The organism is Pseudomonas sp. HP_14 (assembly GCF_055283875.1).
In genome coordinates, this window is the sequence record NZ_JBTOQI010000015.1 from 1 (window position 1) to 22929 (window position 22929).

The 22929-nt window shown below is 58.8% G+C and carries 18 protein-coding genes; 15 read left to right on the forward strand and 3 right to left on the reverse strand.

Translation table 11 applies throughout. The features are described from left to right. The first annotated feature begins 156 nt into the window (after positions 1-156). The 3 genes from ACYASS_RS12590 (at position 157) to ACYASS_RS12600 (ending at position 4203) form a co-directional block, all read left to right on the forward strand. Positions 157-1179: a 1-aminocyclopropane-1-carboxylate deaminase/D-cysteine desulfhydrase gene (locus ACYASS_RS12590; RefSeq protein ID WP_463586371.1), complete on the forward strand. Its 1023-nt coding sequence runs from the start codon at positions 157-159 to the stop codon at positions 1177-1179. Between the two features lie 148 nt (positions 1180-1327). After that, a complete protein-coding gene (locus ACYASS_RS12595) occupies positions 1328-2665 on the forward strand; it encodes an MFS transporter (RefSeq protein ID WP_463586372.1) in 1338 nt (445 codons plus the stop codon). A gap of 308 nt (positions 2666-2973) precedes the next feature. Further along, complete coding sequence (locus ACYASS_RS12600) at positions 2974-4203, forward strand: MFS transporter (protein WP_463586373.1); 1230 nt, start codon at positions 2974-2976, stop codon at positions 4201-4203. Between the two features lie 3 nt (positions 4204-4206). Here ACYASS_RS12600 and ACYASS_RS12605 read toward each other — a convergent pair whose 3' ends face one another. Beyond that, positions 4207-5190 carry a DUF1853 family protein gene (locus tag ACYASS_RS12605; RefSeq protein WP_463586374.1) on the reverse strand — a complete coding sequence of 328 codons (984 nt, stop codon included), beginning with the start codon at positions 5188-5190 and terminating at the stop codon, positions 4207-4209. A 230-nt stretch (positions 5191-5420) separates the two neighbouring features. Here ACYASS_RS12605 and ACYASS_RS12610 point away from each other — a divergent pair, with 230 nt between their 5' ends. From ACYASS_RS12610 to ACYASS_RS12650, 9 genes are all read left to right on the forward strand, one after another. Next, positions 5421-6311: an NAD(+) kinase gene (locus ACYASS_RS12610; protein ID WP_122664886.1), complete on the forward strand. Its 891-nt coding sequence runs from the start codon at positions 5421-5423 to the stop codon at positions 6309-6311. Next, a complete protein-coding gene (locus tag ACYASS_RS12615) occupies positions 6311-7279 on the forward strand; it encodes a metallophosphoesterase (protein WP_463586375.1) in 969 nt (322 codons plus the stop codon). The genes ACYASS_RS12610 and ACYASS_RS12615 overlap by 1 nt, the downstream gene beginning before the upstream one ends. Then, on the forward strand, positions 7279-8151 hold the full coding sequence (locus ACYASS_RS12620; RefSeq protein ID WP_463586376.1) for a rhomboid family intramembrane serine protease: 873 nt from the start codon (positions 7279-7281) through the stop codon (positions 8149-8151). Before ACYASS_RS12615 ends, ACYASS_RS12620 begins: the two co-directional genes overlap by 1 nt. A gap of 37 nt (positions 8152-8188) precedes the next feature. Further along, positions 8189-8449 carry a YeaC family protein gene (locus ACYASS_RS12625; RefSeq protein ID WP_027902009.1) on the forward strand — a complete coding sequence of 87 codons (261 nt, stop codon included), beginning with the start codon at positions 8189-8191 and terminating at the stop codon, positions 8447-8449. After that, positions 8446-9276 (forward strand): DUF2797 domain-containing protein, encoded by an 831-nt coding sequence (locus ACYASS_RS12630; protein ID WP_205504999.1) that lies wholly within the window; start codon positions 8446-8448, stop codon positions 9274-9276. The genes ACYASS_RS12625 and ACYASS_RS12630 overlap by 4 nt, the downstream gene beginning before the upstream one ends. A gap of 11 nt (positions 9277-9287) precedes the next feature. Then, complete coding sequence (pepN, locus tag ACYASS_RS12635; protein ID WP_463586377.1) at positions 9288-11954, forward strand: aminopeptidase N; 2667 nt, start codon at positions 9288-9290, stop codon at positions 11952-11954. Between the two features lie 84 nt (positions 11955-12038). Further along, positions 12039-12326 (forward strand): hypothetical protein, encoded by a 288-nt coding sequence (locus ACYASS_RS12640; RefSeq protein WP_463586378.1) that lies wholly within the window; start codon positions 12039-12041, stop codon positions 12324-12326. Between the two features lie 89 nt (positions 12327-12415). Continuing rightward, the gene (locus ACYASS_RS12645) at positions 12416-13522 is read left to right on the forward strand and encodes a WD40/YVTN/BNR-like repeat-containing protein (protein ID WP_463586379.1); all 1107 of its coding nucleotides are present in this window, start codon (positions 12416-12418) and stop codon (positions 13520-13522) included. 27 nt (positions 13523-13549) lie between these two features. Continuing rightward, the gene (locus tag ACYASS_RS12650; protein ID WP_463586380.1) at positions 13550-15943 is read left to right on the forward strand and encodes an efflux RND transporter permease subunit; all 2394 of its coding nucleotides are present in this window, start codon (positions 13550-13552) and stop codon (positions 15941-15943) included. Between the two features lie 96 nt (positions 15944-16039). On the opposite strand, the gene ACYASS_RS12655 is transcribed toward ACYASS_RS12650, so the two are convergent. After that, on the reverse strand, positions 16040-16762 hold the full coding sequence (locus tag ACYASS_RS12655; protein ID WP_087265582.1) for a FadR/GntR family transcriptional regulator: 723 nt from the start codon (positions 16760-16762) through the stop codon (positions 16040-16042). Positions 16763-16982: 220 nt separating this feature from the next. Then, positions 16983-18728: an IlvD/Edd family dehydratase gene (locus ACYASS_RS12660; protein WP_243247664.1), complete on the reverse strand. Its 1746-nt coding sequence runs from the start codon at positions 18726-18728 to the stop codon at positions 16983-16985. A 202-nt stretch (positions 18729-18930) separates the two neighbouring features. Between ACYASS_RS12660 and ACYASS_RS12665 the strand changes: the two genes are divergently transcribed. The 3 genes from ACYASS_RS12665 to ACYASS_RS12675 all read left to right on the forward strand — a co-directional run bounded on the left by ACYASS_RS12665 (position 18931) and on the right by ACYASS_RS12675 (position 22914). Continuing rightward, positions 18931-20247 (forward strand): MFS transporter, encoded by a 1317-nt coding sequence (locus ACYASS_RS12665; RefSeq protein ID WP_463586381.1) that lies wholly within the window; start codon positions 18931-18933, stop codon positions 20245-20247. Between the two features lie 122 nt (positions 20248-20369). Next, positions 20370-21362, forward strand: a complete 993-nt coding sequence (gene araD1 / locus ACYASS_RS12670; RefSeq protein ID WP_463586382.1) for an AraD1 family protein — start codon at positions 20370-20372, stop codon at positions 21360-21362. Between the two features lie 193 nt (positions 21363-21555). Continuing rightward, complete coding sequence (locus ACYASS_RS12675) at positions 21556-22914, forward strand: MFS transporter (RefSeq protein ID WP_463586383.1); 1359 nt, start codon at positions 21556-21558, stop codon at positions 22912-22914. Positions 22915-22929 lie beyond the last annotated feature (15 nt).

A 22929-nucleotide genomic window follows, 5' to 3' on the forward strand; every position in this document is an offset into this window, starting at 1 on the left:
TGCGTGGGTGTGCGCCTGCGCCCCGCTGGTGCGGGGGGGGCGCGACCCGCCCCCCACGCCCCCCCGCCCCCCCCCCCCCCCCCCCCCCGTCGGCCCCCCCCCCCCCCCCCCCCCCCCCCCCACAGGGTTTATGCTTAATCAGTTAAATCGCAGCCAATGCTAAACTCCCGCCCTTCATCCAGCGGTCCCTTCCTTGTGTCTATCGCCCCCATTCACTGGCAACCCAACGCTCCCCTCCAGCGGCTGAACCTGCCTTGGCTCGCCAGTGCCGGGGTCGAGGTTGCGGTCCTGCGTCTTGACCTCATCGACCCGCTGATCAGCGGCAACAAGTGGTTCAAGCTTGCTCATCACCTGAGGGCCGCCAGTGAGATCAGCGCCAATGGCGTCATCAGCCTTGGCGGCGCGCATTCCAACCATCTGCATGCCTTGGCTGCAGCGGGCAAGCGATTTGGCTTCGCGACGGTCGGCTTGTTGCGCGGTCATCCTGTGCAAACGCCCACCACCGTGGACCTGCAAGCGTTCGGTATGCACCTGCACTGGCTGGGCTATGGTGGTTATCGCGCGCGGAATGAACCGGACTTCTGGCCGTCGTGGCTGAAGCAATACCCTGATTTCTATCCGGTCCCGGAAGGCGGCGGAGGTTTGCCCGGCGCGCTTGGTTGCGCGGAGTTATTGGAGATGGTGCACGACCAACTGAGCGTCATGGGCTGGAGTAGTTACCACGGTTGGTGGCTGGCCGCCGGGACGGGCACGACGCTGGCTGGACTGGTGTTGGCCGAGCAGGGCGCGCGTCCAGTGTATGGCGCCATGGCAGTACCTGATGATCATGGGGTTGAGCAGAATGTCACAGCAATTCTGGCCCATCGCAAAACCGGTAGGAGCGAACTGGTTCGCGAAGCGTCTAGCCTGACACACCGCCTCGCGAACAAGTTCGCTCCTACCGATGACTACATCCTCATCAACGCCTCCCGTGGCGGCTTCGCCAAAACCGACCCCCACTTGCTGGATTTCATCACCACCAGCGAATCTCAAAGCAGTATTCCCCTCGAACCGCTGTACACCGGCAAGGCGCTGCTGGCCCTGCACGATGAGGTGCTCGCCGGACGTTTTTCGGCGGGCACCCGGCTGATTTTCGTCCACACCGGCGGCTTGCAAAGTCGTCGGGCGATGGGCTTGTAAGCTTTGATTTAAAGCCTTTGGCATGAATCATGCGCTGTCGAACCACGGTGGGGTCGGTCCTGACTATGCGGATGACACTTTTGGAGTAAGCCGCTTCAGCGACTGTCCCGATAATCGATAGCTTCCTGATGAAATGTCGAGGTCCAGCATGACAAGCGCCGCTACGGAACAAGTCAGCCCCAAAACGCTGAGAAAAGTGATTGTCGCCGCCGCCATCGGCAACTTCGTCGAATGGTTCGACTTCGCCGTTTATGGCTTTCTGGCGACTGCGATCGCCCAGCAGTTTTTCCCCAGTGGCGATGCCAGCGCTGCGCTGCTGAAAACCTTCGCGGTGTTCGCCGTGGCGTTCGCATTCCGGCCATTGGGAGGGATTTTCTTCGGTATGCTCGGCGACCGGATTGGCCGCAAACGCACTCTGGCAATGACCATTTTATTGATGGCCGCTGCCACGACCTTGATTGGTCTGCTACCGACCTACGCCGCCATCGGCGTGATGGCGCCGATTCTGCTGACGTTGATTCGCTGCGCTCAGGGCTTTTCAGCAGGCGGTGAATACGCCGGTGCCTGCGCCTACCTCATGGAACACGCTCCCAGTGACAAGCGAGCCTGGTATGGCAGTTTTGTCCCGGTCTCGACCTTTTCTGCGTTCGCTGCCGCAGCCGTCGTCGCCTACGCCCTTGAGGCATCACTTTCCCCGGAGGCCATGGGCAGTTGGGGCTGGCGCTTGCCGTTCCTGATCGCTGCACCGCTGGGGCTGGTCGGCTTGTACCTGCGCTGGAAACTGGACGAAACACCGGCGTTCCAGGCAGTGACCCAGGAACATGACGTCGCCCATTCGCCCCTCAAGGAAACCCTGCGCAACCACGGCGCGGCGATCTGCTGCCTGGGTGCGTTTGTGTCACTGACGGCGCTGTCGTTCTATATGTTCACCACGTACTTTGCCACCTACCTGCAAGTCGCGGGTGGTCTCAGCCGGGCGACGGCGTTGCTGGTGTCGTTGATTGCGTTGCTGTTTGCGGCAGCGATCTGCCCGTTGGCCGGGTTGTATTCCGACAAGGTGGGGCGCCGCAAGACGGTCATGACGGCCTGCGCGCTGTTGATCGTGGTGGTCTTTCCGTCTTTCCTGATGGCCAGTTCCGGTTCGTTCGCTGCCTCTATTGTCGGCGTGATGTTGCTGGCGGTCGGTGCAGTGTTGTGTGGTGTGGTGACAGCGGCGCTGCTCTCGGAAACCTTCCCGACCCGCACTCGTTATACCGCTTCGGCAATCACCTACAACATGGCTTACACGATCTTTGGCGGTACCGCGCCGTTGATGGCAACCTGGTTGATCACCACGACGGGCAGTAATCTGTCACCCGCGTTTTACCTGATCGCGATTGCGTTGTTGGCATTGGCAGGTGGGTTGGCGCTGCCGGAAACCTCGCGGATATCGCTGCATGACGTGCCGACGGGGGAGAAGGGCGTGGCTGTTGGGGCCACGGCTTGACTGGCTGCTGTAAAAGAAAATACAGCGACTGAATTGAAATGCATTTTCTGTAGGAGCTGCCGAAGGCTGCGAAGCATTTATCCAGGCACACTGCCATCGCAGCCTTCGGCAGCTCCTACAGGTCCAATGTTTGCCGCCCGGCAAGGGAGGCAGGATGCGGTCATGCAAAATCAGATTTCGCGTTCATTCTACGCAACAATATGTAGCGGCCATGCCCCAAAAAATGGCACATTGGCGGACCTTGTGCCGCTGACATATTTTGCAATATCCAGGTCGTGGCACATCCAATAGCTTCGCGGATGAACTCCATGGACGTCAGTAACTCCCCCACCAGTGCAATTCCCGCTGCAACCCCTACGCCTTCCAGTACCAGCAGTCCGCTGGTCATGCGCATCATTGGTGCTGTGGCACTGGCGCATCTGGTTAACGACCTGATTCAGGCGGTATTGCCGTCGATCTACCCACTGCTCAAGGAAAGTTACGGCCTGACGTTTACTCAGGTTGGATTGATCACCCTGACGTTCCAGATCACTGCTTCATTGCTGCAGCCATGGGTGGGTTATTACACCGACCGTCATCCCAATCCGCTGGTGCTGCCGGTGGGCTCGCTGTGCACACTGATTGGCATTTTGATGCTGGCCGTGGTGGGCAGCTTCCCGATGATTCTTCTGGCCTCGGCCCTGATCGGCATTGGCTCCTCGACCTTCCACCCGGAAGCTTCGCGTATTGCGCGGCTGGCCTCAGGCGGGCGGTTCGGCCTGGCGCAGTCGACCTTTCAAGTGGGCGGCAATACCGGCTCGGCATTCGGCCCGTTACTGGCGGCGGCGATCATCATCCCTTTCGGCCAGGGGCATGTGGCCTGGTTCGGGCTGGTCGCGCTGTTTTCCGTTGGATTGCTGTACGCGATCAGCCGCTGGTACCGCGCGCATTTGAGCCTGTTCAAGCTCAAACAAGGTCAGGCCGCGAGCCATGGCTTGTCGAAAGGCCGGGTCACTGGCGCACTGGTCGTGCTGGCATTCCTGATCTTTTCCAAGTTCTTCTACATGTCGAGCATCACCAGTTACTTCACCTTCTATCTGATCGAGAAGTTCGACCTGTCGGTGGCCAACTCCCAGCTGTATCTGTTCCTGTTCCTCGGTGCAGTGGCAGCGGGCACGTTCTTTGGTGGGCCGATTGGTGACCGGATCGGCCGTAAAGCGGTGATCTGGTTCTCGATTCTGGGCGCTGCGCCGTTCACCCTTGCGTTGCCTTACGCTGATCTGTTCTGGACAAGCATTCTGAGCGTGATCATCGGCTTCATTCTGGCCTCGGCGTTTTCCGCCATCGTGGTCTACGCCCAGGAGCTGGTGCCGGGTAATGTCGGCATGATCGCCGGGATCTTTTTCGGCCTGATGTTTGGCTTTGGTGGTATTGGCGCGGCTTTGCTGGGCTATCTGGCGGATAGCCACGGCATTCTGTTCGTCTACAACCTGTGTTCCTACCTGCCGCTGCTGGGGATCATGGCGATTCTGCTGCCGCGCACTAAAAAAGCCGCTTGAGGATCATGCGGGCGACACAGGTAACGTAATGGATTGAATCGTATTGCTCGTGTCACCCAGCCTTGGCCAGATGTCGGAAACCAGAAACACCCGTTCGGCTTCCTCCCATTCGCTGCTGCCGTTTTCCACCATTCTTACCAACAGTTGCGCCGGGGCCAGTGGATCCAGCTGAGTCAGCCAGTCTTGCAACTGCGAATCTGTCCAGGCTTCGGGGTAATGGGCGGGTGCGAGCCAGGCGTGTCTAGGCAGTAACTGCCAGCGGCCTTCGGGCCGTTGCGCGACAAATGCGTGCCAATCCTTTTGATGCAGCCAACTGCCCCGCAAGTGCTGGTGATGGACGCCTTGCGGAGAATCAGTCTGGCCGGGCCACGGATACAGCAGATAGCCGCCAAGCCACAGTTGGGCATCGAACGTTTCTATACCCAGTGCGGCAAGTAGCTCACGACTTTCCGGCCGTGCGGAAATCGGCAGTTGATGTTGGCTCAGATGGGCAAGTTTGAGGTCAAGTCGATCATGGCAGCCTGGTCCCAGCCATTGCGACGAATCGCTGCCGTTACCTTGTTGCGGACCTAGATAGAGTTTTATCGCCAGCTCCACATGGTGCACACCGTCGGCATCGCGCAGCAACATGTCCAGTTCACCCAGGGTTTGTCCGCCATTGCGAATTGGCAGGTTGGCTGCAACCATTTCGACACCGGGCGCCTGAGCCACTGCAAATTGCCATAAACGCTCGTAATACACGCCCAGCCGACGGGTTGCGCTCAATGCCAGCCAGTGGAGCAGGGCACGGCTGTCCTGATCGAGCAGGAACAGAAAATCCGCCAATTGCTGCGGCTCCCGCACCCAGTCACTGGCCGTCAGCGGATGGCGCTGGGGCCACGGCGTCTGCTCCAGCATCGGCGGCGCCAGAATCACCCACGCCAGATCCCGCACGTGTGGCGTGCGTAACTGGCGGGGCAGGTGGGTGAGGCTGGGAAAAAGAGTCATGGGCGCAGGATAGCCTTAACTGGCAGTCACTGGTCAAAGTAGGAGCTGCCGAAGGCTGCGATCGGCCGGGAACCGGGCGTTTAATCAGACCTGTGGAAGGTCGTTCCGACCTTTTCGCAGCCTTCGGCAGCTCCTACAGGGTGAACATCCGGGAACGATCAATTGCCGCTACCCCGGCCTTTCGCCCATAATCCCTGTCTTTAAGCCGCATCAAACCCCGCAGGAGCCCCATGGAGCAGTTTCGTAATATCGGCATCATCGGCCGCCTGGGCAGTGTTCAGGTGCTCGATACCGTGCGCCGACTCAAGAGATTCCTGCTGGAACGGCACCTGCACGTCATTCTGGAAGACACCATCGCCGAGGTTTTGCCCGGCCATGGCCTGCAAACCTCATCGCGCAAGATGCTCGGCGAAGTCTGCGATATGGTCATCGTGGTGGGTGGTGATGGCAGCCTGTTGGGTGCCGCCCGTGCGCTGGCCAAACACAACGTGCCGGTGCTGGGTATCAACCGTGGCAGCCTGGGCTTCCTGACCGATATTCGCCCTGACGAGCTGGAAGTCAAAGTCGCCGAAGTGCTCGATGGCCATTATCTGGTCGAGAACCGCTTCCTGTTGCAGGCCGAAGTCCGCCGTCACGGCGAAGCCATCGGTCAGGGCGACGCGCTCAACGATGTCGTGCTGCATCCCGGCAAGTCGACTCGGATGATCGAATTCGAGATCTACATCGACGGCCAGTTTGTGTGCAGCCAGAAGGCCGATGGCCTGATCGTCGCCACGCCTACCGGGTCAACTGCCTATGCGCTGTCCGCTGGCGGGCCGATCATGCATCCCAAGCTGGATGCGATCGTCATTGTGCCGATGTACCCGCACACCTTGTCCGGTCGACCTATCGTGGTTGATGGCAACAGCGAGCTGAAAATCGTAGTGTCCAAGGACATGACGATTTATCCGCAGGTCTCGTGCGACGGCCAGAACCACTTCACCTGCGCACCGGGCGACACCATCACGGTCAGCAAGAAATCGCAGAAGCTGCGTCTGATTCACCCCCTTGATCACAACTACTATGAAGTCTGTCGCACCAAGCTTGGCTGGGGTAGCCGACTTGGTGGTGGAGGCGACTGATGCTCGATCCCGCGCGTAGCTACGATTTGATCGGTGACGTGCATGGTTGTGCCCATACGCTGGAGAAACTGCTCAGCGTGCTGGGTTATCGCTTTCAGGCGGGCGTCTGGCGCCATCCTGAACGCATCGCGTTATTTCTCGGTGACATCATTGACCGCGGCCCGTTGATTCGCGAATCGCTGCATATCGTGCGTGACATGGTCAAGGCGGGTCACGCGCTGTGCATCATGGGTAACCATGAGTTCAACGCGCTGGGCTGGCACACCCCGGCCCCGCCGGAGAGTGGCAAGCAGTTCGTACGCGAGCACTCGCTGCGTCACAGCAAACTCATGGGCGAGACTCTGACCCAGTTCGAACACTATCCGGATGAGTGGAAGGAGTTCGTCGACTGGTTCTACGAGCTGCCACTGTTCATGGATGCCGGACGCTTCCGGGTTGTGCATGCCTGCTGGGATGCCAGCCTGATCACTCCGCTGATCACCATGCATGGCGGCGGCTGCATCAATCAGCAGTTCGTTCAGGCGTCGGCGGTGCAGGGCAGTTTTGCCTGCGCGGTCTTTGACCGTTTACTGCGTGGCACGGACATGCGGCTGCCTCATGGCATAACGCTGACCGGCGGTGATGGCCTTACTCGCGAGTTTTTCCGCACCAAGTTCTGGGAAGACGATCCGCAAACCTACGGTGACGTGGTGTTCCAGCCCGACGCATTGCCTGAAGGCGTGGCCAAGACGCCCTTGTCCACCACTGAAAAGAATGCCTTGCTGCGCTACGGCGCCGATGAACCGATGCTGTTTGTCGGCCATTACTGGCGCAGCGGCATCCCTGCTCCGATCCGGCCAAACCTGGCCTGCCTGGACTACAGCGCCGTGCTCTACGGCAAACTGGTCGCCTACCGGCTTGACCAGGAAACCTGCATTGATCCGGACAAGTTCGTCTGGGTTGATGTTGAACGTCCCGAGGCTGTTTGATGAGTCCTGTTGCTGTATTACGTCTGCCGTTGACCACCGACCTGAGTGGCTTCGTCAGTTTGTTGAATCGCCTGCGCGTGCCTCACCGGGTTAGCGAAGAGGCGGGTGAGCAAGTGCTATGGGTGCCGGATACGCCGCAACTGGCGGACGATATCCGGGCTCTGTATCAGCAATACCCGGAAGGCGACGAGCATTATCAGCTGCCACCGGGCGAGCAGAGTACCAAGGCTCCACGGCCCGGTTTTGTTCAGCAATTGCGTAAGAGCCCGGTTACCACGCTGGTGCTGCTGGCTTCATTGATCGTTGGCGCGATCACGCTGCTGGGGGAGAACCTTGACGCGGTGCGCTGGCTGACGTTTCTCGATTTTCGCGTGCATGGCGAGTACGCCACGTTTCTACCGCCCGGCGACAGCCTGGCCGCCGGTCAATGGTGGCGAATCGTCACGCCGATGCTGATTCACTTCGGCATCCTGCATCTGGCCATGAATGCAATGTGGTACTGGGAGCTGGGCCGCCGTATCGAATGGCGTCAGGGCAGCCTGCATCTGCTCGGTCTGACCCTGCTGTTCAGTGCAGTTTCCAACACCATTCAATATCAGTTCGGCGGTGCCAGCCTGTTCGGTGGCTTGTCCGGCGTTCTGTATGGCCTGCTGGGTCATTGCTGGATCTTTCAATTGCTGGCACCCAACCCCATCTATCGTTTACCGCGCGGTGTGCTGGTGATGATGCTGGCCTGGCTGGTGCTGTGTCTTTCAGGATTGGTCAGCATGCTGGGTTTTGGCGAAATCGCCAACGGTGCCCATGTCGGCGGGCTGATCATGGGTTGTTTAACAGGTCTGATTGGCGGGGCAATTGCCCGGGTCAGAGCCTGATTTTGAATGCTGGTTAATTAAGAGTCAGGAGTGCGCTATGTCCTCTTTTGCCGAAATGATTGAAAACATCACCCCGGACATCTACGAAAGCCTGAAGCTGGCTGTGGAAATCGGGAAATGGTCCGATGGCCGCAAACTGACTCAGGAACAGCGTGAGTTGTCCTTGCAGGCCTTGATTGCCTGGGAAGTGCAGAACCTGCCGGAAGACCAGCGCATCGGTTACATGGGCCCGCAGGAGTGTGCGTCCAAGTCCACGACCGTGCCGAATATCCTGTTCAAGTCGGATGCTATCCATTGATTGAGATTGGTCGCGGAGCCGTTAATAAAATGTCGGCGCGTCTGGACGCGTCGGCGGTGCAGTATGCGTTTCGTCTGGGTGACACGGAGATTCCGGTCAACCCGCTGATTGGCAAAACAGTCCGTCTGGAGTTCCTTGGCGCTATCCATTGCAGCCATTGCGGACGCAAGACCAAGTCCAGCTACAGCCAGGGTTATTGCTACCCGTGCATGCTGAAGCTGGCGCAGTGCGACATCTGCATCATGAGTCCGGAAAAGTGCCACCACGAGCACGGCACGTGTCGTGATCCGGCGTGGGGCGAGCAATTCTGCATGACCGATCATGTGGTCTACCTGGCCAACTCGTCGGGCGTCAAAGTCGGCATTACCCGCGCCACGCAGTTGCCAACCCGCTGGCTGGATCAGGGCGCCAGTCAGGCGTTGCCGATCCTGCGGGTTGCGACCCGCCAGCAATCCGGTTTCGTCGAAGACCTGTTGCGCAGCCAGGTCGCCGACCGCACTAACTGGCGGGCGTTGCTCAAAGGCGACGCACAGCCTGTGGACCTGGCCGCCATTCGCCAGCAACTGTTCGACAGTTGCGCCGAAGGCCTGGCCGGGCTGCAAGAACGATTTGGCTTGCAGGCCATCCAAATGCTGCATGACGTCGAACCGATCGAGATCCGCTACCCCGTAGAGGCGTACCCGACCAAGATCGTCAGCTTCAATCTGGACAAGAACCCGATCGCTGAAGGCACATTGCTGGGGATCAAGGGCCAGTACCTGATCTTCGACACCGGCGTGATCAATATTCGTAAATACACGGCTTATCAGCTCGCCGTGCATCAGTAAGAGGACTCATCATGCGCACCGAACAACCGCAAATGATTTACCTGAAGGACTATCAGGCCCCTGAGTACCTCATCGACGAAACGCACCTGACGTTCGAGCTGTTCGATGACCACTCGCTGGTTCACGCGCAATTGGTGATGCGCCGCAATCCCGAGCGTGGCGCGGGTTTGCCGCCGCTGGTGCTGGACGGTCAGTTGCTGGAACTGCTGTCGGTCAAGCTGGGCGACGTCGAACTGAGCGCTGCTGATTACCAACTGACCCCGGACCACCTGACCCTGCACCCTACGGCCGAGTCGTTCACGGTCGACACCAGCGTGCGTATCCATCCGGAAACCAACACCGCACTGGAAGGGCTGTACAAGTCCAGCGGCATGTTCTGCACCCAGTGCGAGGCCGAAGGCTTCCGCAAGATCACCTATTACCTTGACCGTCCGGACGTGATGAGCAAGTTCACCACGACCCTGAGCGCCGACAAGCACAACTTCCCGGTCTTGCTCTCCAACGGCAACCCGATTGCCAGCGGGCCGGAAGATGACGGTCGCCACTGGGCGACTTGGGAAGACCCGTTCATGAAACCGGCGTACCTGTTTGCGCTGGTGGCTGGTGATTTGTGGTGCGTCGAAGACAAGTTCACCACCGTGAGCAACCGCGAGGTGACCCTGCGTATCTATGTCGAGCCGGAAAACATCGACAAATGCCAGCACGCCATGACCAGCCTGAAAAAGTCCATGCGTTGGGATGAAGAAGCCTACGGTCGTGAGTACGATCTGGATATCTTCATGATCGTCGCTGTGAACGACTTCAACATGGGCGCCATGGAGAACAAGGGTCTCAACATCTTCAACTCCAGCGCCGTGCTGGCCCGCGCCGAAACCGCCACCGACGCCGCGCACCAGCGGGTCGAGGCCATCGTCGCCCACGAATATTTCCACAACTGGTCGGGCAACCGCGTGACCTGTCGTGACTGGTTCCAGCTGTCGTTGAAAGAAGGCTTTACGGTTTACCGCGATGCGGGTTTCTCGTCAGATATGAACTCGGCCACGGTCAAGCGCATTCAGGACGTGGCGTACCTGCGTACCCACCAGTTCGCCGAAGATGCCGGTCCGATGGCCCACGCCGTGCGCCCGGACAGCTTCATCGAGATTTCCAACTTCTACACCCTGACCGTGTACGAAAAGGGATCGGAAGTCGTTGGCATGCTTCATACGCTGCTCGGCGCACAAGGCTTCCGCAAAGGCAGTGATCTGTACTTTGAGCGTCACGACGGCCAGGCCGTCACCTGCGACGACTTCATCAAGGCCATGGAAGACGCCAATGTCGTCGACCTGACCCAGTTCAAACGCTGGTACAGCCAGGCCGGTACGCCGCGTCTGGCGGTCAGCGAGTCCTATGACAGCGCTGCCAAAACCTATAGCCTGACCTTCCGCCAGAGCTGCCCGACCACACCGGGTCAGCCTGGCGAGAGCAAAAAACCGTTCGTGATCCCGGTAGAACTGGGCTTGCTGGACAAGCAGGGCGGTGAAATTCCGTTGCGCCTGCAAGGCGAAGACGCTGCCGCTGGCAACACGCGGGTGATTTCCGTCACCGAAGCCGAGCAGGCATTCACCTTTGTGGACATCGCCGAACAGCCATTGCCGTCGCTGCTCCGCGGTTTCTCGGCCCCGGTGAAACTCAGCTTCCCGTACAACCGCGATCAGTTGATGTTCCTCATGCAACATGACAGCGACGGCTTCAATCGCTGGGATGCGGGCCAGCAACTGTCGGTGCAGGTGCTGCAGGAATTGATTGGGCAGCATCAGAAAGGCCAGCCGCTGGTACTCGATCAGCGGTTGATTACTGCGCTGGGTACGGTGTTGGCTGATACTTCGCTGGATCAGGCCATGATTGCCGAAATGCTTTCTTTGCCGGGTGAAGCCTATCTGACCGAAATCAGTGAAGTGGCTGACGTCGATGCTATCCATGCCGCTCGCGAGTTCGTGCGCAAACAGCTTGCCGACAGCCTTTTCGACGCTCTGTGGGCGCGCTACACGGCTAATCGCAAGGTGTCGAAAGCCACTGAATACGTGGCTGAAGCCGAGCATTTCGCCCGTCGCGCCCTGCAAAACATTGCCCTGTCGTACCTGATGCTCAGTCAGAAACCGGAAGTGCTGGCCGCGACTATCGAGCAGTTCGATACCGCCGACAACATGACCGAGCGCCTGACGGCCCTTGCGGTGCTGGTCAACTCGCCGTTTACCGCCGAGAAGGACAAGGCGCTGGCGGTGTTTGCCGAGAACTTCAAAGACAACCCGCTGGTCATGGATCAATGGTTCAGCGTTCAGGCAGGCAGCCCGTTGCCTGGCGGTCTTGAGCGGGTCAAGGCGTTGATGCAGCACCCGGCATTCAACATCAAGAACCCGAACAAGGTCCGTGCGCTGATTGGCGCGTTTGCTGGCCAGAACCTGATCAACTTCCATGCTGCGGACGGCTCCGGCTACCGTTTCCTGGCCGATCTGGTGATCCAGCTCAATGGCTTCAACCCGCAGATCGCCTCGCGCCAATTGGCACCATTGACCCGCTGGCGCAAATACGACAGCAAACGTCAGGCACTGATGAAGGCCGAACTGGTACGCATCCGTGACTCGGGTGAGCTGTCCAGCGACGTGTTCGAAGTGGTAAGCAAAAGCCTCGCCGAGTAAAAACACCGGTTGATGAAAGGGCCCTCCGCGCAAGCGGCGGGCCCTTTTTTATGGCGTTAATCCGGTCCCAGTGGATTGCGGCGGGTGCGTTCACGGCACCTGCGCCGTCAGGACTACGATCTTCTTGGGTTCCTGCAGGCCGAACCGTCAAACCCGGCCTACACTGGCAATGAATTATCCCCTGTAGGTGCTGCCGAAGGCTGCGAGTCGATTTATCTGACCCAGCGCTTTCGCAGCCTTCTGCAGCTCCTGCAGGGGAGAGGGTTCCAGGCCTGCATCACCCCAACTGATAATCCACCAATCACACAAGAGGCCTCGACCAAAGATAACTATATGTCGATTGTCATGCGTTTCCAAAGCTGGATAGGATAGGTCGGCTTCCAGAAGTCCAAGGCTAGAGCGCTTCGCCAAGGCTTTCTGATAAAAGTCGCCTAATAAAAATAATGGAAAGGGGACGCTTCATGAGTGAGCCTGCAAATCGGCGCACACAGTCCGGTGGGGATTCGGCAGTCGGACAGCCATTGGCATTACGAATGGGCAAGCCCTTGGCGACAGCCTGGTCGCTGTGCGCAATCATGGCTTTATCAAGTCTGGCCATGCCATCAATGGCGGCCACCGAAAGTACGACCCAAAACCCTGACTCGCCTCAGAGCACTCTGTACTCCATCGAATCTGCCAAGGCCTCGCGCAGCCTTCTACTCGACGTAGCCCATGCGGGTGCGCGACTGGTGGTGGTTGGCGAGCGTGGACACATTTTGTATTCAGATGATCAGGGCAAAACCTGGGTTCAGGCCAAAGTGCCAACCCGGCAACTCCTGACCTCTGTGTATTTCGTTGATGACAAGCACGGCTGGGCCGTGGGGCATGACGCGCAAGTCCTGGCCAGCAGCGATGGCGGCACCACATGGGTCAAGCAATTCGAAGACCTGACGCGCGAGGCACCGCTGCTGGATGTGTGGTTCAAGGACACCACCACCGGTTTTGCAGTCGGTGCTTACGGTATGTTGCTGACGACCGTGGATGGCGGTCAGCACTGGGAAGACGTCAGCGACCGCCTCGACAACGAAGATCAGTATCACCTCAATGGCATTACCCATGTTGCCGATAGCGGCCTGTTTGTCGTCGGCGAAGCGGGGGCGATGTTCCGCTCTGGAGACGATGGCGAGTCCTGGGAAAAGCTTGAAGGGCCGTACCAGGGATCGTTGTTTGGCGCGATTGGCACCGGGCAGCCCGGCACGCTGCTGGTGTATGGGCTGCGTGGCAATCTCTACCGCTCCGCTGACTTTGGCGACACCTGGGAGCCTATCGAGTTAAAGGCTGCGCGGGGGCCGCTGGAGTTTGGTCTGTCCAATGCGACGCAACTGGAAGATGGCTCGCTTGTACTGGTGGGCAACGGTGGCAGTGTGATGCGCAGCGCCGACGACGGCCTGACATTCAAGGTTTACAACCGTCCTGACCGGGTTTCTTTATCCGGGGTGACGGCTGATGCACAGGGCAATCTGATTCTGGTTGGACAAGGAGGCGTACGCGTCACCTCGCCGACGGGCGCCGAGTCGAGCCAACAATAAGAACGATCAGGGCGGGGAAATTTCGGCATGAGTAATCTGCACGACACTCAGCAGCACAGCAGCGGCAAGGAAACCTTTCTTGAGCGTCTGATTTTCAATAATCGTCCGGCAGTCATCTTCATCTGTCTGCTGGTCAGCATCTTTCTGTTCTGGCAGGCGACGCTGGTTCGGCCTTCCACCAGTTTTGAAAAAATGATCCCGCTGGATCACCCCTTCATCCAGAAAATGATGGAGCACCGCAACGATCTGGCCAATCTGGGTAACACGGTGCGGATATCGGTCGAAGCGCTGGACGGCGACATATTTTCCAAGCAGTACATGGAAACCCTGCGGGAGATCAACGACGAGGTTTTCTACATATCCGGCGTCGATCGTTCTGGTCTGAAATCCCTGTGGAGCCCCAGCGTACGCTGGACCGAAGTGACGGAAGAGGGCTTTGCCGGTGGTGAGGTCATCCCGCAAAGCTATGACGGTTCGGACGACAGTCTCGATCAGTTGCGCAACAACGTACTCAAGTCCGGGCAGGTCGGACGGCTAGTGGCCAACGATTTCAAGTCGAGCATCGTTGATGTTCCGCTGCTCGAGTCCTACCCGGACCCGGCGGATCAGGGCACGCTGCTCAAGCTGGACTACCAGCAGTTTTCTCATCAACTGGAAGAGAAAATTCGCGACAAGTACGAAGTTCAGAACCCCAACATCAAGATCCATATCGTCGGTTTCGCCAAGAAAGTCGGCGACTTGATCGACGGCCTGTTGATGGTGGTGCTGTTCTTTGGTGTGGCCTTCGTCATTACCCTCGTGCTGCTGATCTGGTTTACCCGGTGTATTCGCAGCACTATCGCCGTGTTAAGCACCACCCTGATTGCGGTGGTCTGGCAATTGGGGTTGATGCACGTTGTAGGTTTTGGTCTGGACCCGTATTCGATGCTGGTGCCGTTCCTGATCTTTGCGATTGGCATTTCTCACGGCGTGCAGAAAATTAACGGTATTGCCTTGCAGTCCAGTGATGCCGATAACGCCCTGACTGCAGCGAGGCGTACGTTCCGCCAGTTGTTTCTGCCAGGCATGATCGCGATTCTGGCGGATGCGGTGGGTTTCATCACTTTGCTGATCATCGACATCGGCGTTATTCGCGAGCTGGCGATTGGCGCGTCGATTGGTGTCGCGGTCATCGTCTTCACCAACCTCATCCTGCTTCCCGTGGCGATTTCCTACGCGGGGATCAGCAAGAGGGCAATCAACCGCAGCAAAAAGGACGCGGTGTCCGAGCATCCCTTCTGGCGCCTGCTATCCGGTTTTGCCAGCGCCAAAGTCGCTCCGGTGTCGATCGTGCTGGCGTTAATCGCCTTCGGTGGCGGTCTCTGGTACAGCCAGAACCTGAAAATTGGCGACCTCGACCAGGGTGCACCGGAATTACGTCCCGATTCACGCTACAACCAGGACAACAGTTTCATCATCAACCACTACTCCACCAGCTCTGATGTGCTGGTGGTAATGGTCAAGACGCCGCCAGAAGGCTGCTCCGCGTATCCGACCATGTCAGCCATCAATGAACTGACCTGGAAGATGGAGAACACGCCGGGCGTGCAGTCGGCGATTTCTCTGGTGACGGTTTCCAAGCAGGTCATCAAGGGCATGAACGAGGGCAACCTCAAGTGGGAGGCCCTGTCGCGCAACAAAGACGTGCTCAACAGCTCGATTGCCCGGGCGGACGGCCTGTACAACAACGACTGTTCGTTGGCGCCATTGCTGGTCTTCCTCAACGACCACAAGGCAGAAACCCTGGACCGCGCCGTGCATGCTGTGCAGGAGTTCGCCAAGGAGAATAATCGTGAAGGCCTGGAGTTCATGCTGGCAGCGGGTAACGCGGGTATCGAAGCGGCCACAAATGAAGTGATCAAACGCTCCGAGTTGACCATCCTGATTCTGGTCTACATCTGCGTGGCGGCCATGTGCATGATCACCTTCCGCTCGTGGGCGGCGACACTGTGCATCGTCTTGCCGCTGGTGCTGACCTCGGTACTAGGCAACGCGCTCATGGCGTTCATGGGCATCGGCGTCAAGGTCGCAACCTTGCCGGTGGTGGCGTTGGGCGTGGGGATCGGTGTCGATTACGGCATCTACATCTATAGCCGTCTGGAAAGCTTCCTGCGCGCAGGACTGCCATTGCAGGAGGCGTATTACGAAACTCTGAAGTCCACCGGCAAAGCCGTTCTGTTTACCGGTCTGTGTCTGGCGATTGGCGTATGCACCTGGATCTTCTCGGCAATCAAGTTCCAGGCTGACATGGGCCTGATGCTGACGTTCATGCTGCTGTGGAACATGTTCGGCGCACTGTGGCTGCTTCCCGCTCTGGCGCGGTTCCTGATCAAGCCTGAGAAAATGGCGGGCAAGGTGGGGAATTCACTGTTTTCACATTGAGATCAATGCATCCACTGTAGGCGGTGCCGAAAGCTGCGAAGGCGATGTAACAGACATACCGCTTCGCAGCCTTCGGCAGCTCCTACAGGAGCAGTGTTACAACCCCAACTCCCGCCCCAGCACCACGCTCAACGCATTGCGCGCATCATCAAGCTGCACCAGCGTTGCATGCCGTGCGCCGAGGGCGTCGCGGTTTTCGATGGCGGTGAGGATTGCCTTGTGACGCGGCAACGCCAGCTCATGCAGGTTAGGGCGCTGGTTTGAGTGCTTGAGCGCTTCACGCAAGGCCAGCGAGAGCATGTTGCACAGGTGCGCGAGCAGATCGTTGTGAGTTGCGTCGGCAATCCTGCTGTGGAAGTCCAGGTCAGGCTGCAGCAACGCTTCCGGTGTTGGCGCAGCTTCCATCCGCTGGTAAGCCTCGCCGATTGATGCGATCTCCTCGTCGGTAGCATGTTGCGCGGCGAGGGCGGCGACGGCGGGTTCGATGACGGCACGGACGCTGGTCAACAGATTGAAGAATTCATTTTGTGGCGTGCACTGCATGATCCAGTGCAACACATCCGGATCGAGCAAATGCCATTCACGACGGGCTTTGACCACAGTGCCGACCCGCGGGCGCGAGTAAACGAGACCTTTGGCCACCAGCACCCGGGTTGCTTCGCGCAACACTGGTCGACTGACAGCGTATTCCTCACAAAGCAGGGCTTCAGCAGGCAACTTTTCATCCGGTTTGAAACGTCCGGAAACGATCTGCATGCCCAGCTCCTGGACAATGCGGGCGTGCATGCTTTTGCGGTCGGAAGGCTTTCGGTAATCCATGGGGACGCAAGTCGATCCTGAGCGATGAGTGCGGGGCATCATAGCATCGGGGAAGTCCGAGGCGTACGGGGCCCGGCAGGAGCGAACAAGTTCGCTCCTGCCGGGTAGCGCTGTGTCAAGCCGTTCAGGTAGGAGGCAACTTGTTGGCGAGGGGGCTGACGCGATTTTTCAGGCACACCGCCTCGCGAACAAGTTCGCTCCTACCGGTATGTGCTGCTCATCAATGCGAATGCCTTGGCACCTCAGCCCCGCGCATGCCCACCAGGAAGTCGAAGTCGCAGCCCTGATCAGCCTGCAGCACATGCTTCACGTACAGTTCGCGATAGCCACCCACCAACAGTTGCTGTTGTTGAGGTGGCTGCCAGTCGGCAAGGCGGGCGGCGAGTTCGGCGTCGGGAATGTCCAGATGCAGGCGGCCGCTGGCGCAATCAAGTTCGATCCAGTCGCCTTCCTGCACCACCGCCAACGGGCCACCCGCAGCGGCTTCGGGGGCCACGTGTAAAACCACCGTGCCGTAAGCCGTGCCGCTCATGCGGGCATCGGAAATGCGCACCATGTCAGTCACGCCCTGGGCGAGCAGTTTGGCTGGCAGGCCCATGTTGCCGACTTCGGCCATGCCCGGATAACCCTTGGGTCCGCAGTTTTTCATGACCATGATCGAGTTGGCATCTATGTCCAGATCCGGATCGTTGATCCGCGCCTTGTACATGTCGAAGTTCTCGAACACCACTGCGCGGCCACGGTGTTGCATCAATGAGGCGGTAGCAGCCGAAGGCTTGAGCACTGCACCTAGCGGCGCCAGGTTGCCGCGCAGCACACAAATGCCGCCGTCAGCGCGGATCGGGTTGTCCAGTGCGCGGATCACTTCGTCTTCGCCATAGATCGGCGCGTTCTGAGTATTCTCGCGAATGGATTTACCGTTGACGGTCAAGGCGTCCGGATTAGGCAGCAGGCTGGCCTCGTCCATGCGCCGCAGTACGGCGGGCAGGCCGCCCGAATAGTAGAACTCTTCCATCAGGAAGCGGCCGGACGGTTGCAGGTCGACGATAGTTGGCATGCCACGACCGATACGGGTCCAGTCGTCCAGCTCCAGGTCAACACCGATGCGTCCGGCGATGGCTTTCAAATGGATGACGGCGTTGGTCGAGCCGCCAATGGCCGCGTTGACCCGAATGGCGTTCTCGAACGCGGCCTTAGTGAGAATCTTCGACAGACGCAGGTCTTCTTTGACCATCTCCACAGCCCGCATCCCGGACATATGCGCCAACACGTAACGCCGGGAATCCACGGCCGGAATCGCTGCGTTGTGGGGCAGGGAAGTACCGAGGGCTTCGGCCATACAGGCCATGGTCGATGCGGTCCCCATGGTGTTGCAGGTACCCGCCGAGCGCGACATGCCGCCTTCTGCTGCGAGGAAGTCGTCGAGGGTGATTTGCCCGCCTTTATAGGCTTCATGCATCTGCCAGACTACGGTGCCGGAACCGATGTCCTTGCCTTTGTGCTTGCCATTGAGCATCGGCCCGCCGGTCACGACGATGGCGGGCACGTCGCAGCTGGCCGCGCCCATCAGCAGAGCGGGGGTGGTTTTGTCACAGCCGGTGAGCAACACAACACCGTCGATGGGGTTGCCGCGAATCGCTTCCTCGACGTCCATGCTGGTCAGGTTGCGGGTGAACATCGCGGTGGGGCGCAGGTTGGATTCGCCATTGGAGAACACCGGGAATTCCACAGGCCAGCCGCCTGCTTCGATCACACCACGTTTGACGTGTTCGGCAATCTGTCTGAAGTGGGCGTTGCAGGGGGTCAGCTCCGACCAGGTGTTGCAGATGCCGATGATGGGCTTGCCCTGAAACTGGTGATCGGCAATGCCCTGATTCTTCATCCAGCTGCGGTACATGAAGCCGTTTTTGTCGGCAGTACCAAACCATTGGGCAGAACGCAGGGGTTTTTTATCGGAATCAGACATGCTCGGCTCTCTTATTGTAAGACTTAATGGCTTTTATGATGGTTAAGTTAAGCGCAAATTCGCTACATTGGAAGAGTTGTGAGCTAAATAGTATTACTATATAGTCGATTTTCAGTGAGGGACGACCGTGGCGGCAGCATGCAAATGCTTCAGGCCAGAGGCGATCTCCACTCCATAACAAGAACAATTGGAGATCGCACACATGAGCCAGGAACTCAGGCTTATTCGCCGCATCACCCTGAAACTGATTCCCTTCCTGATCCTGCTTTACCTGATCGCTTATGTGGACCGCTCCGCCGTGGGCTTCGCCAAGTTGCACATGGGCGCGGACATCGGTATCGGCGATGCGGCCTACGGGCTGGGTGCCGGGCTGTTTTTCATCGGCTACTTCCTGTTCGAAATCCCCAGCAACCTGATGCTTGAACGCTTCGGTGCCCGTCGCTGGTTCGCGCGGATCATGATCACTTGGGGCGCGATCACCATTGGCATGGCCTTCGTGCAGGGGCCGCACAGCTTCTATGTGATGCGCTTTCTGCTGGGCGCGGCCGAGGCGGGCTTCTTTCCGGGCGTGCTGTACTACATCACGCAGTGGTTCCCGGTTCGCCATCGCGGCAAGATCCTCGGGCTGTTTATCCTCTCCCAACCGATTGCGATGATGATCACCGGTCCTGTGTCCGGTGGTTTGCTCGGCATGGACGGCGTGCTCGGTCTGCATGGCTGGCAGTGGCTGTTTATCGTCATCGGCACCCCGGCCATTCTGCTGACGTGGCCGGTTCTGCGCTGGTTGCCGGACGGCCCGCAACAAGTCAAATGGATGGACCAGACCGAGAAGGACTGGCTCACCGGCGAGTTGAAAAAGGATCTGGAGGAGTACGGTCAGACGCGTCACGGCAATCCGTTGCACGCCCTGAAGGACAAACGCGTCCTGCTGCTGGCGCTGTTTTACCTGCCGGTGACCTTGAGCATTTATGGCCTTGGCCTGTGGCTGCCGACGCTGATCAAACAGTTTGGCGGTACTGATCTGGTGACCGGCTTCGTGTCCTCGGTGCCTTACATCTTCGGCATCATCGGCTTGCTGATCATCCCGCGCAGTTCCGACCGTCTTAACGACCGGTACGGGCACCTTGCCGTCCTTTATGTGCTGGGTGCGATGGGGCTGTTCCTCAGTGCCTGGCTGACCTTGCCTGTCGCGCAACTGGCGGCGTTGTGCCTGGTGGCCTTCGCGTTGTTTTCCTGCACTGCGGTGTTCTGGACCTTGCCGGGCCGCTTCTTTGCGGGTGCCAGTGCGGCGGCGGGGATAGCCCTGATCAACTCGGTGGGCAATCTGGGTGGCTACATTGGTCCGTTCGTGATCGGCGCGCTCAAGGAATACACCGGCAACCTGGCTTCGGGCCTGTACTTCCTGTCCGGGGTAATGGTCTTTGGGCTGGTGTTGACCGGCGTGGTTTACCACTTGCTGGAGCGTAAGCATGTGCTGCCCGCCAGCGATTTCGCCGCCAGTGCTCGCAGCCGCACTTGATTAATAACGGTAGGAGCGAACTTGTTCGCGAGGCGGCGTGCCTGACACACCGCATTCTGCATTTCGCCAATAAGTTGCCTCCTACCGAAAGGTGCGTTAGTGAATTTTGAAAGGAGAAACCCATGAACCTGGTGCAATTCGAACTCAGCAATGGCCAGCGCCGCGTCGGTCTGGTCGACGGTGATCTGATCCGTGAAGTGCAGGGCGCGCAGAGTGTGCGTGATCTGGCGTTATCCGCTATCGACGCCGGGATCGGTCTGGCGCAGCAAGTCGACAAACAGGGCCTGGGCGACAGCCATAATTACGCGCAATTGTTGCAGGAACTGCGCATCCTGCCGCCGCTGGACCATCCCGATCCTTCGCACGTGCTGATCAGTGGTACCGGCCTGACTCACCTGGGCAGTGCTTCTGCCCGGGACAAGATGCACAAGCAGGCGGGCGATGAAGCCTCGATGACTGACACCATGCGCATCTTCAAATGGGGCGTGGAGGGGGGCAAACCAGCAGCCGGGCAGGCGGGTGTACAGCCGGAATGGTTTTACAAAGGCGATGGCAGCATCGTCGTGCGCCCCGGCAAAGCTTTTTCACTGCCGCCGTTCGCCGAAGACGGCGGCGAAGAACCCGAGCTTAGCGGTTTGTATGTGATCGGCAATGACGGTAAGCCGTATCGGCTGGGTTTCGCCATCGGCAATGAATACTCCGACCATGTCATGGAACGTCGTAATTACCTCTATCTAGCCCACTCGAAGTTGCGCGCCTGTTCCTTTGGCCCCGAGCTGCGCATTGGCGAGCTTCCGCAGAACCTGGCCGGGACCAGTCGGGTGCTGCGTGACGGTGAAGTGCTCTGGGAGAAGGAATTCCTCAGTGGTGAAGCCAACATGTGTCACAGCCTGGAAAACCTTGAATACCATCACTTCAAATACAGCCAGTTCCTGCGTCCGGGTGACGTGCATGTGCACTTCTTCGGCACCGCGACCCTGTCCTTTGCCGATGGCGTGCGCACTCAGCCGGGGGATCAGTTTCAGATCAGCCAGGCAGAGTTCGGTAAGCCGCTGGTGAACGGGATCGAGAAGACCGAAGCCGTGTTTTTGCCGGGCGGGATTGGAAAGTTGTGAGGGGCTTGCTCCGTTGGAATGCGATTTAACCCTGTGGGACCGAATTCATTCGGGAAGGCGTTTTTTTCGTCGATAAAGAGGCTGCGGATGTACTGGCCTCTTCGCGAATAAATTCGCTCCCACAGGGTTCATTCCACAGGATCAAATCGCATTTAAGTTCGACACCCACTAATAACAACAAGGAGGTGCGCACATGACCACCCACACTGCGCCAGTCGAATCGTTCGATGCGGACGCTTTCGAGGACAAGATCTACCGCAAGGTGAACTGGCGGATCATCCCGCTGTTCATTGTCTGCTTCCTGTTTGCCTATCTGGATCGCGTCAACATCAGCTTTGCCAAACTGCAGATGCAGAGCGATCTGGGTTTCAGCGAGACGGTCTATGGCCTCGGGGCCAGCCTGTTTTTCGTCGGCTATTTCCTGTTCGAAGTGCCGAGCAACATGCTCCTGCACAAGATCGGCGCCCGGGTATGGATCGCGCGGATCATGGTCACGTGGGGCATCACCTCCGCGTGCATGATGTTCGTGCAGACCGAGTTCTGGTTTTACACCCTGCGTTTTCTGATTGGTGTGATGGAGGCGGGCTTTGTGCCTGGCGTGCTGTACTTCTTCACCCAGTGGTACCCAAGTAACCGCCGCGCTCGGGTCAATTCCTACTTCAAGAGTTCGATCTGCCTGTGCGGTATTGTTGGCGGGCCGATTGCCGGGCTGATCCTCAACCACTTCGACGGTGTGCTGGGCATGCCGGGCTGGCGCTGGCTGTTCTTGCTGGAAGGCCTGCCGTCGGTATTGCTCGGTATCGTAGTGTTCTGGTTTGTCTGCGACCGCATCGAAGATGCCAAATGGCTGAACGACGCCGAGAAAAAAGTCGTGCTGGCGCGCATGGCCCGGGAAGTCGAGCCCGAGACGCCGCAAAGCTTCAAGGACATCTGGAAACATCCGACCACCTACGTGATGTCGGTGATTTACCTATGTCTGGTCATGGCACTGACGGGCCTGCTTTTCTGGATGCCGCAACTGATCAAAAGCGCAGGCGTTGCCGATACCATGACCATTGGCTGGCTGACGGTGATTCCCTATGTGGGCGCGGTAGTTGGCAACCTGCTGATCGGTGCCAGCTCTGATCGACACGGTGAGCGCCGTTGGCACATGGCAGCTTGCGCATTACTGACGGCGGCGGGCTATCTGGTCTGCGCGTTGCTTCCAGGGCAATTGCTGCCGTTGATGGTTGGCATGACCATGATCATGACTGGCATCATCGCCTGGATGCCGATTTTCTGGACCATTCCGCCACGCTTCCTTAGCGGCCTTGCAGCGGCGGCAGGTATCGCGCTGATCAACTCCATCGGCCAGTTGGGCGGGATCATCGCGCCGTTCATGGTCGGCCGGGTCAAGGATCTGACCGGTGCGGCGACGCCTGCGCTCTACGTCCTGTGCGCGGTTTGCGTCCTGGCCGCTGCGTTGATTATCTGGGGGATTCCGAACCGGTATTATGTGCGCGAGACCACCCACGACAAACCCTCATCGGCTGCCGTTGAAGCTACTGCTTAAACTTGCAGGTGGTTT

Excerpts from the sequence above, each read along its gene's own strand:
- ACYASS_RS12615 (WP_463586375.1), top strand. The coding sequence starts at position 6,311 with ATGCTCGATCCCGCGCGTAGCTACGATTTGATCGGTGACGTGCATGGT.
- pepN (WP_463586377.1), top strand. The coding sequence starts at position 9,288 with ATGCGCACCGAACAACCGCAAATGATTTACCTGAAGGACTATCAGGCC.
- ACYASS_RS12625 (WP_027902009.1), top strand. The coding sequence starts at position 8,189 with ATGTCCTCTTTTGCCGAAATGATTGAAAACATCACCCCGGACATCTAC.
- ACYASS_RS12645 (WP_463586379.1), top strand. The coding sequence starts at position 12,416 with ATGAGTGAGCCTGCAAATCGGCGCACACAGTCCGGTGGGGATTCGGCA.
- ACYASS_RS12665 (WP_463586381.1), top strand. The coding sequence starts at position 18,931 with ATGAGCCAGGAACTCAGGCTTATTCGCCGCATCACCCTGAAACTGATT.
- ACYASS_RS12620 (WP_463586376.1), top strand. The coding sequence starts at position 7,279 with ATGAGTCCTGTTGCTGTATTACGTCTGCCGTTGACCACCGACCTGAGT.
- ACYASS_RS12610 (WP_122664886.1), top strand. The coding sequence starts at position 5,421 with ATGGAGCAGTTTCGTAATATCGGCATCATCGGCCGCCTGGGCAGTGTT.
- ACYASS_RS12655 (WP_087265582.1), bottom strand. The coding sequence starts at position 16,762 with ATGGATTACCGAAAGCCTTCCGACCGCAAAAGCATGCACGCCCGCATT.
- ACYASS_RS12660 (WP_243247664.1), bottom strand. The coding sequence starts at position 18,728 with ATGTCTGATTCCGATAAAAAACCCCTGCGTTCTGCCCAATGGTTTGGT.
- ACYASS_RS12590 (WP_463586371.1), top strand. The coding sequence starts at position 157 with ATGCTAAACTCCCGCCCTTCATCCAGCGGTCCCTTCCTTGTGTCTATC.
- ACYASS_RS12675 (WP_463586383.1), top strand. The coding sequence starts at position 21,556 with ATGACCACCCACACTGCGCCAGTCGAATCGTTCGATGCGGACGCTTTC.
- ACYASS_RS12600 (WP_463586373.1), top strand. The coding sequence starts at position 2,974 with ATGGACGTCAGTAACTCCCCCACCAGTGCAATTCCCGCTGCAACCCCT.
- ACYASS_RS12595 (WP_463586372.1), top strand. The coding sequence starts at position 1,328 with ATGACAAGCGCCGCTACGGAACAAGTCAGCCCCAAAACGCTGAGAAAA.
- ACYASS_RS12605 (WP_463586374.1), bottom strand. The coding sequence starts at position 5,190 with ATGACTCTTTTTCCCAGCCTCACCCACCTGCCCCGCCAGTTACGCACG.
- araD1 (WP_463586382.1), top strand. The coding sequence starts at position 20,370 with ATGAACCTGGTGCAATTCGAACTCAGCAATGGCCAGCGCCGCGTCGGT.
- ACYASS_RS12650 (WP_463586380.1), top strand. The coding sequence starts at position 13,550 with ATGAGTAATCTGCACGACACTCAGCAGCACAGCAGCGGCAAGGAAACC.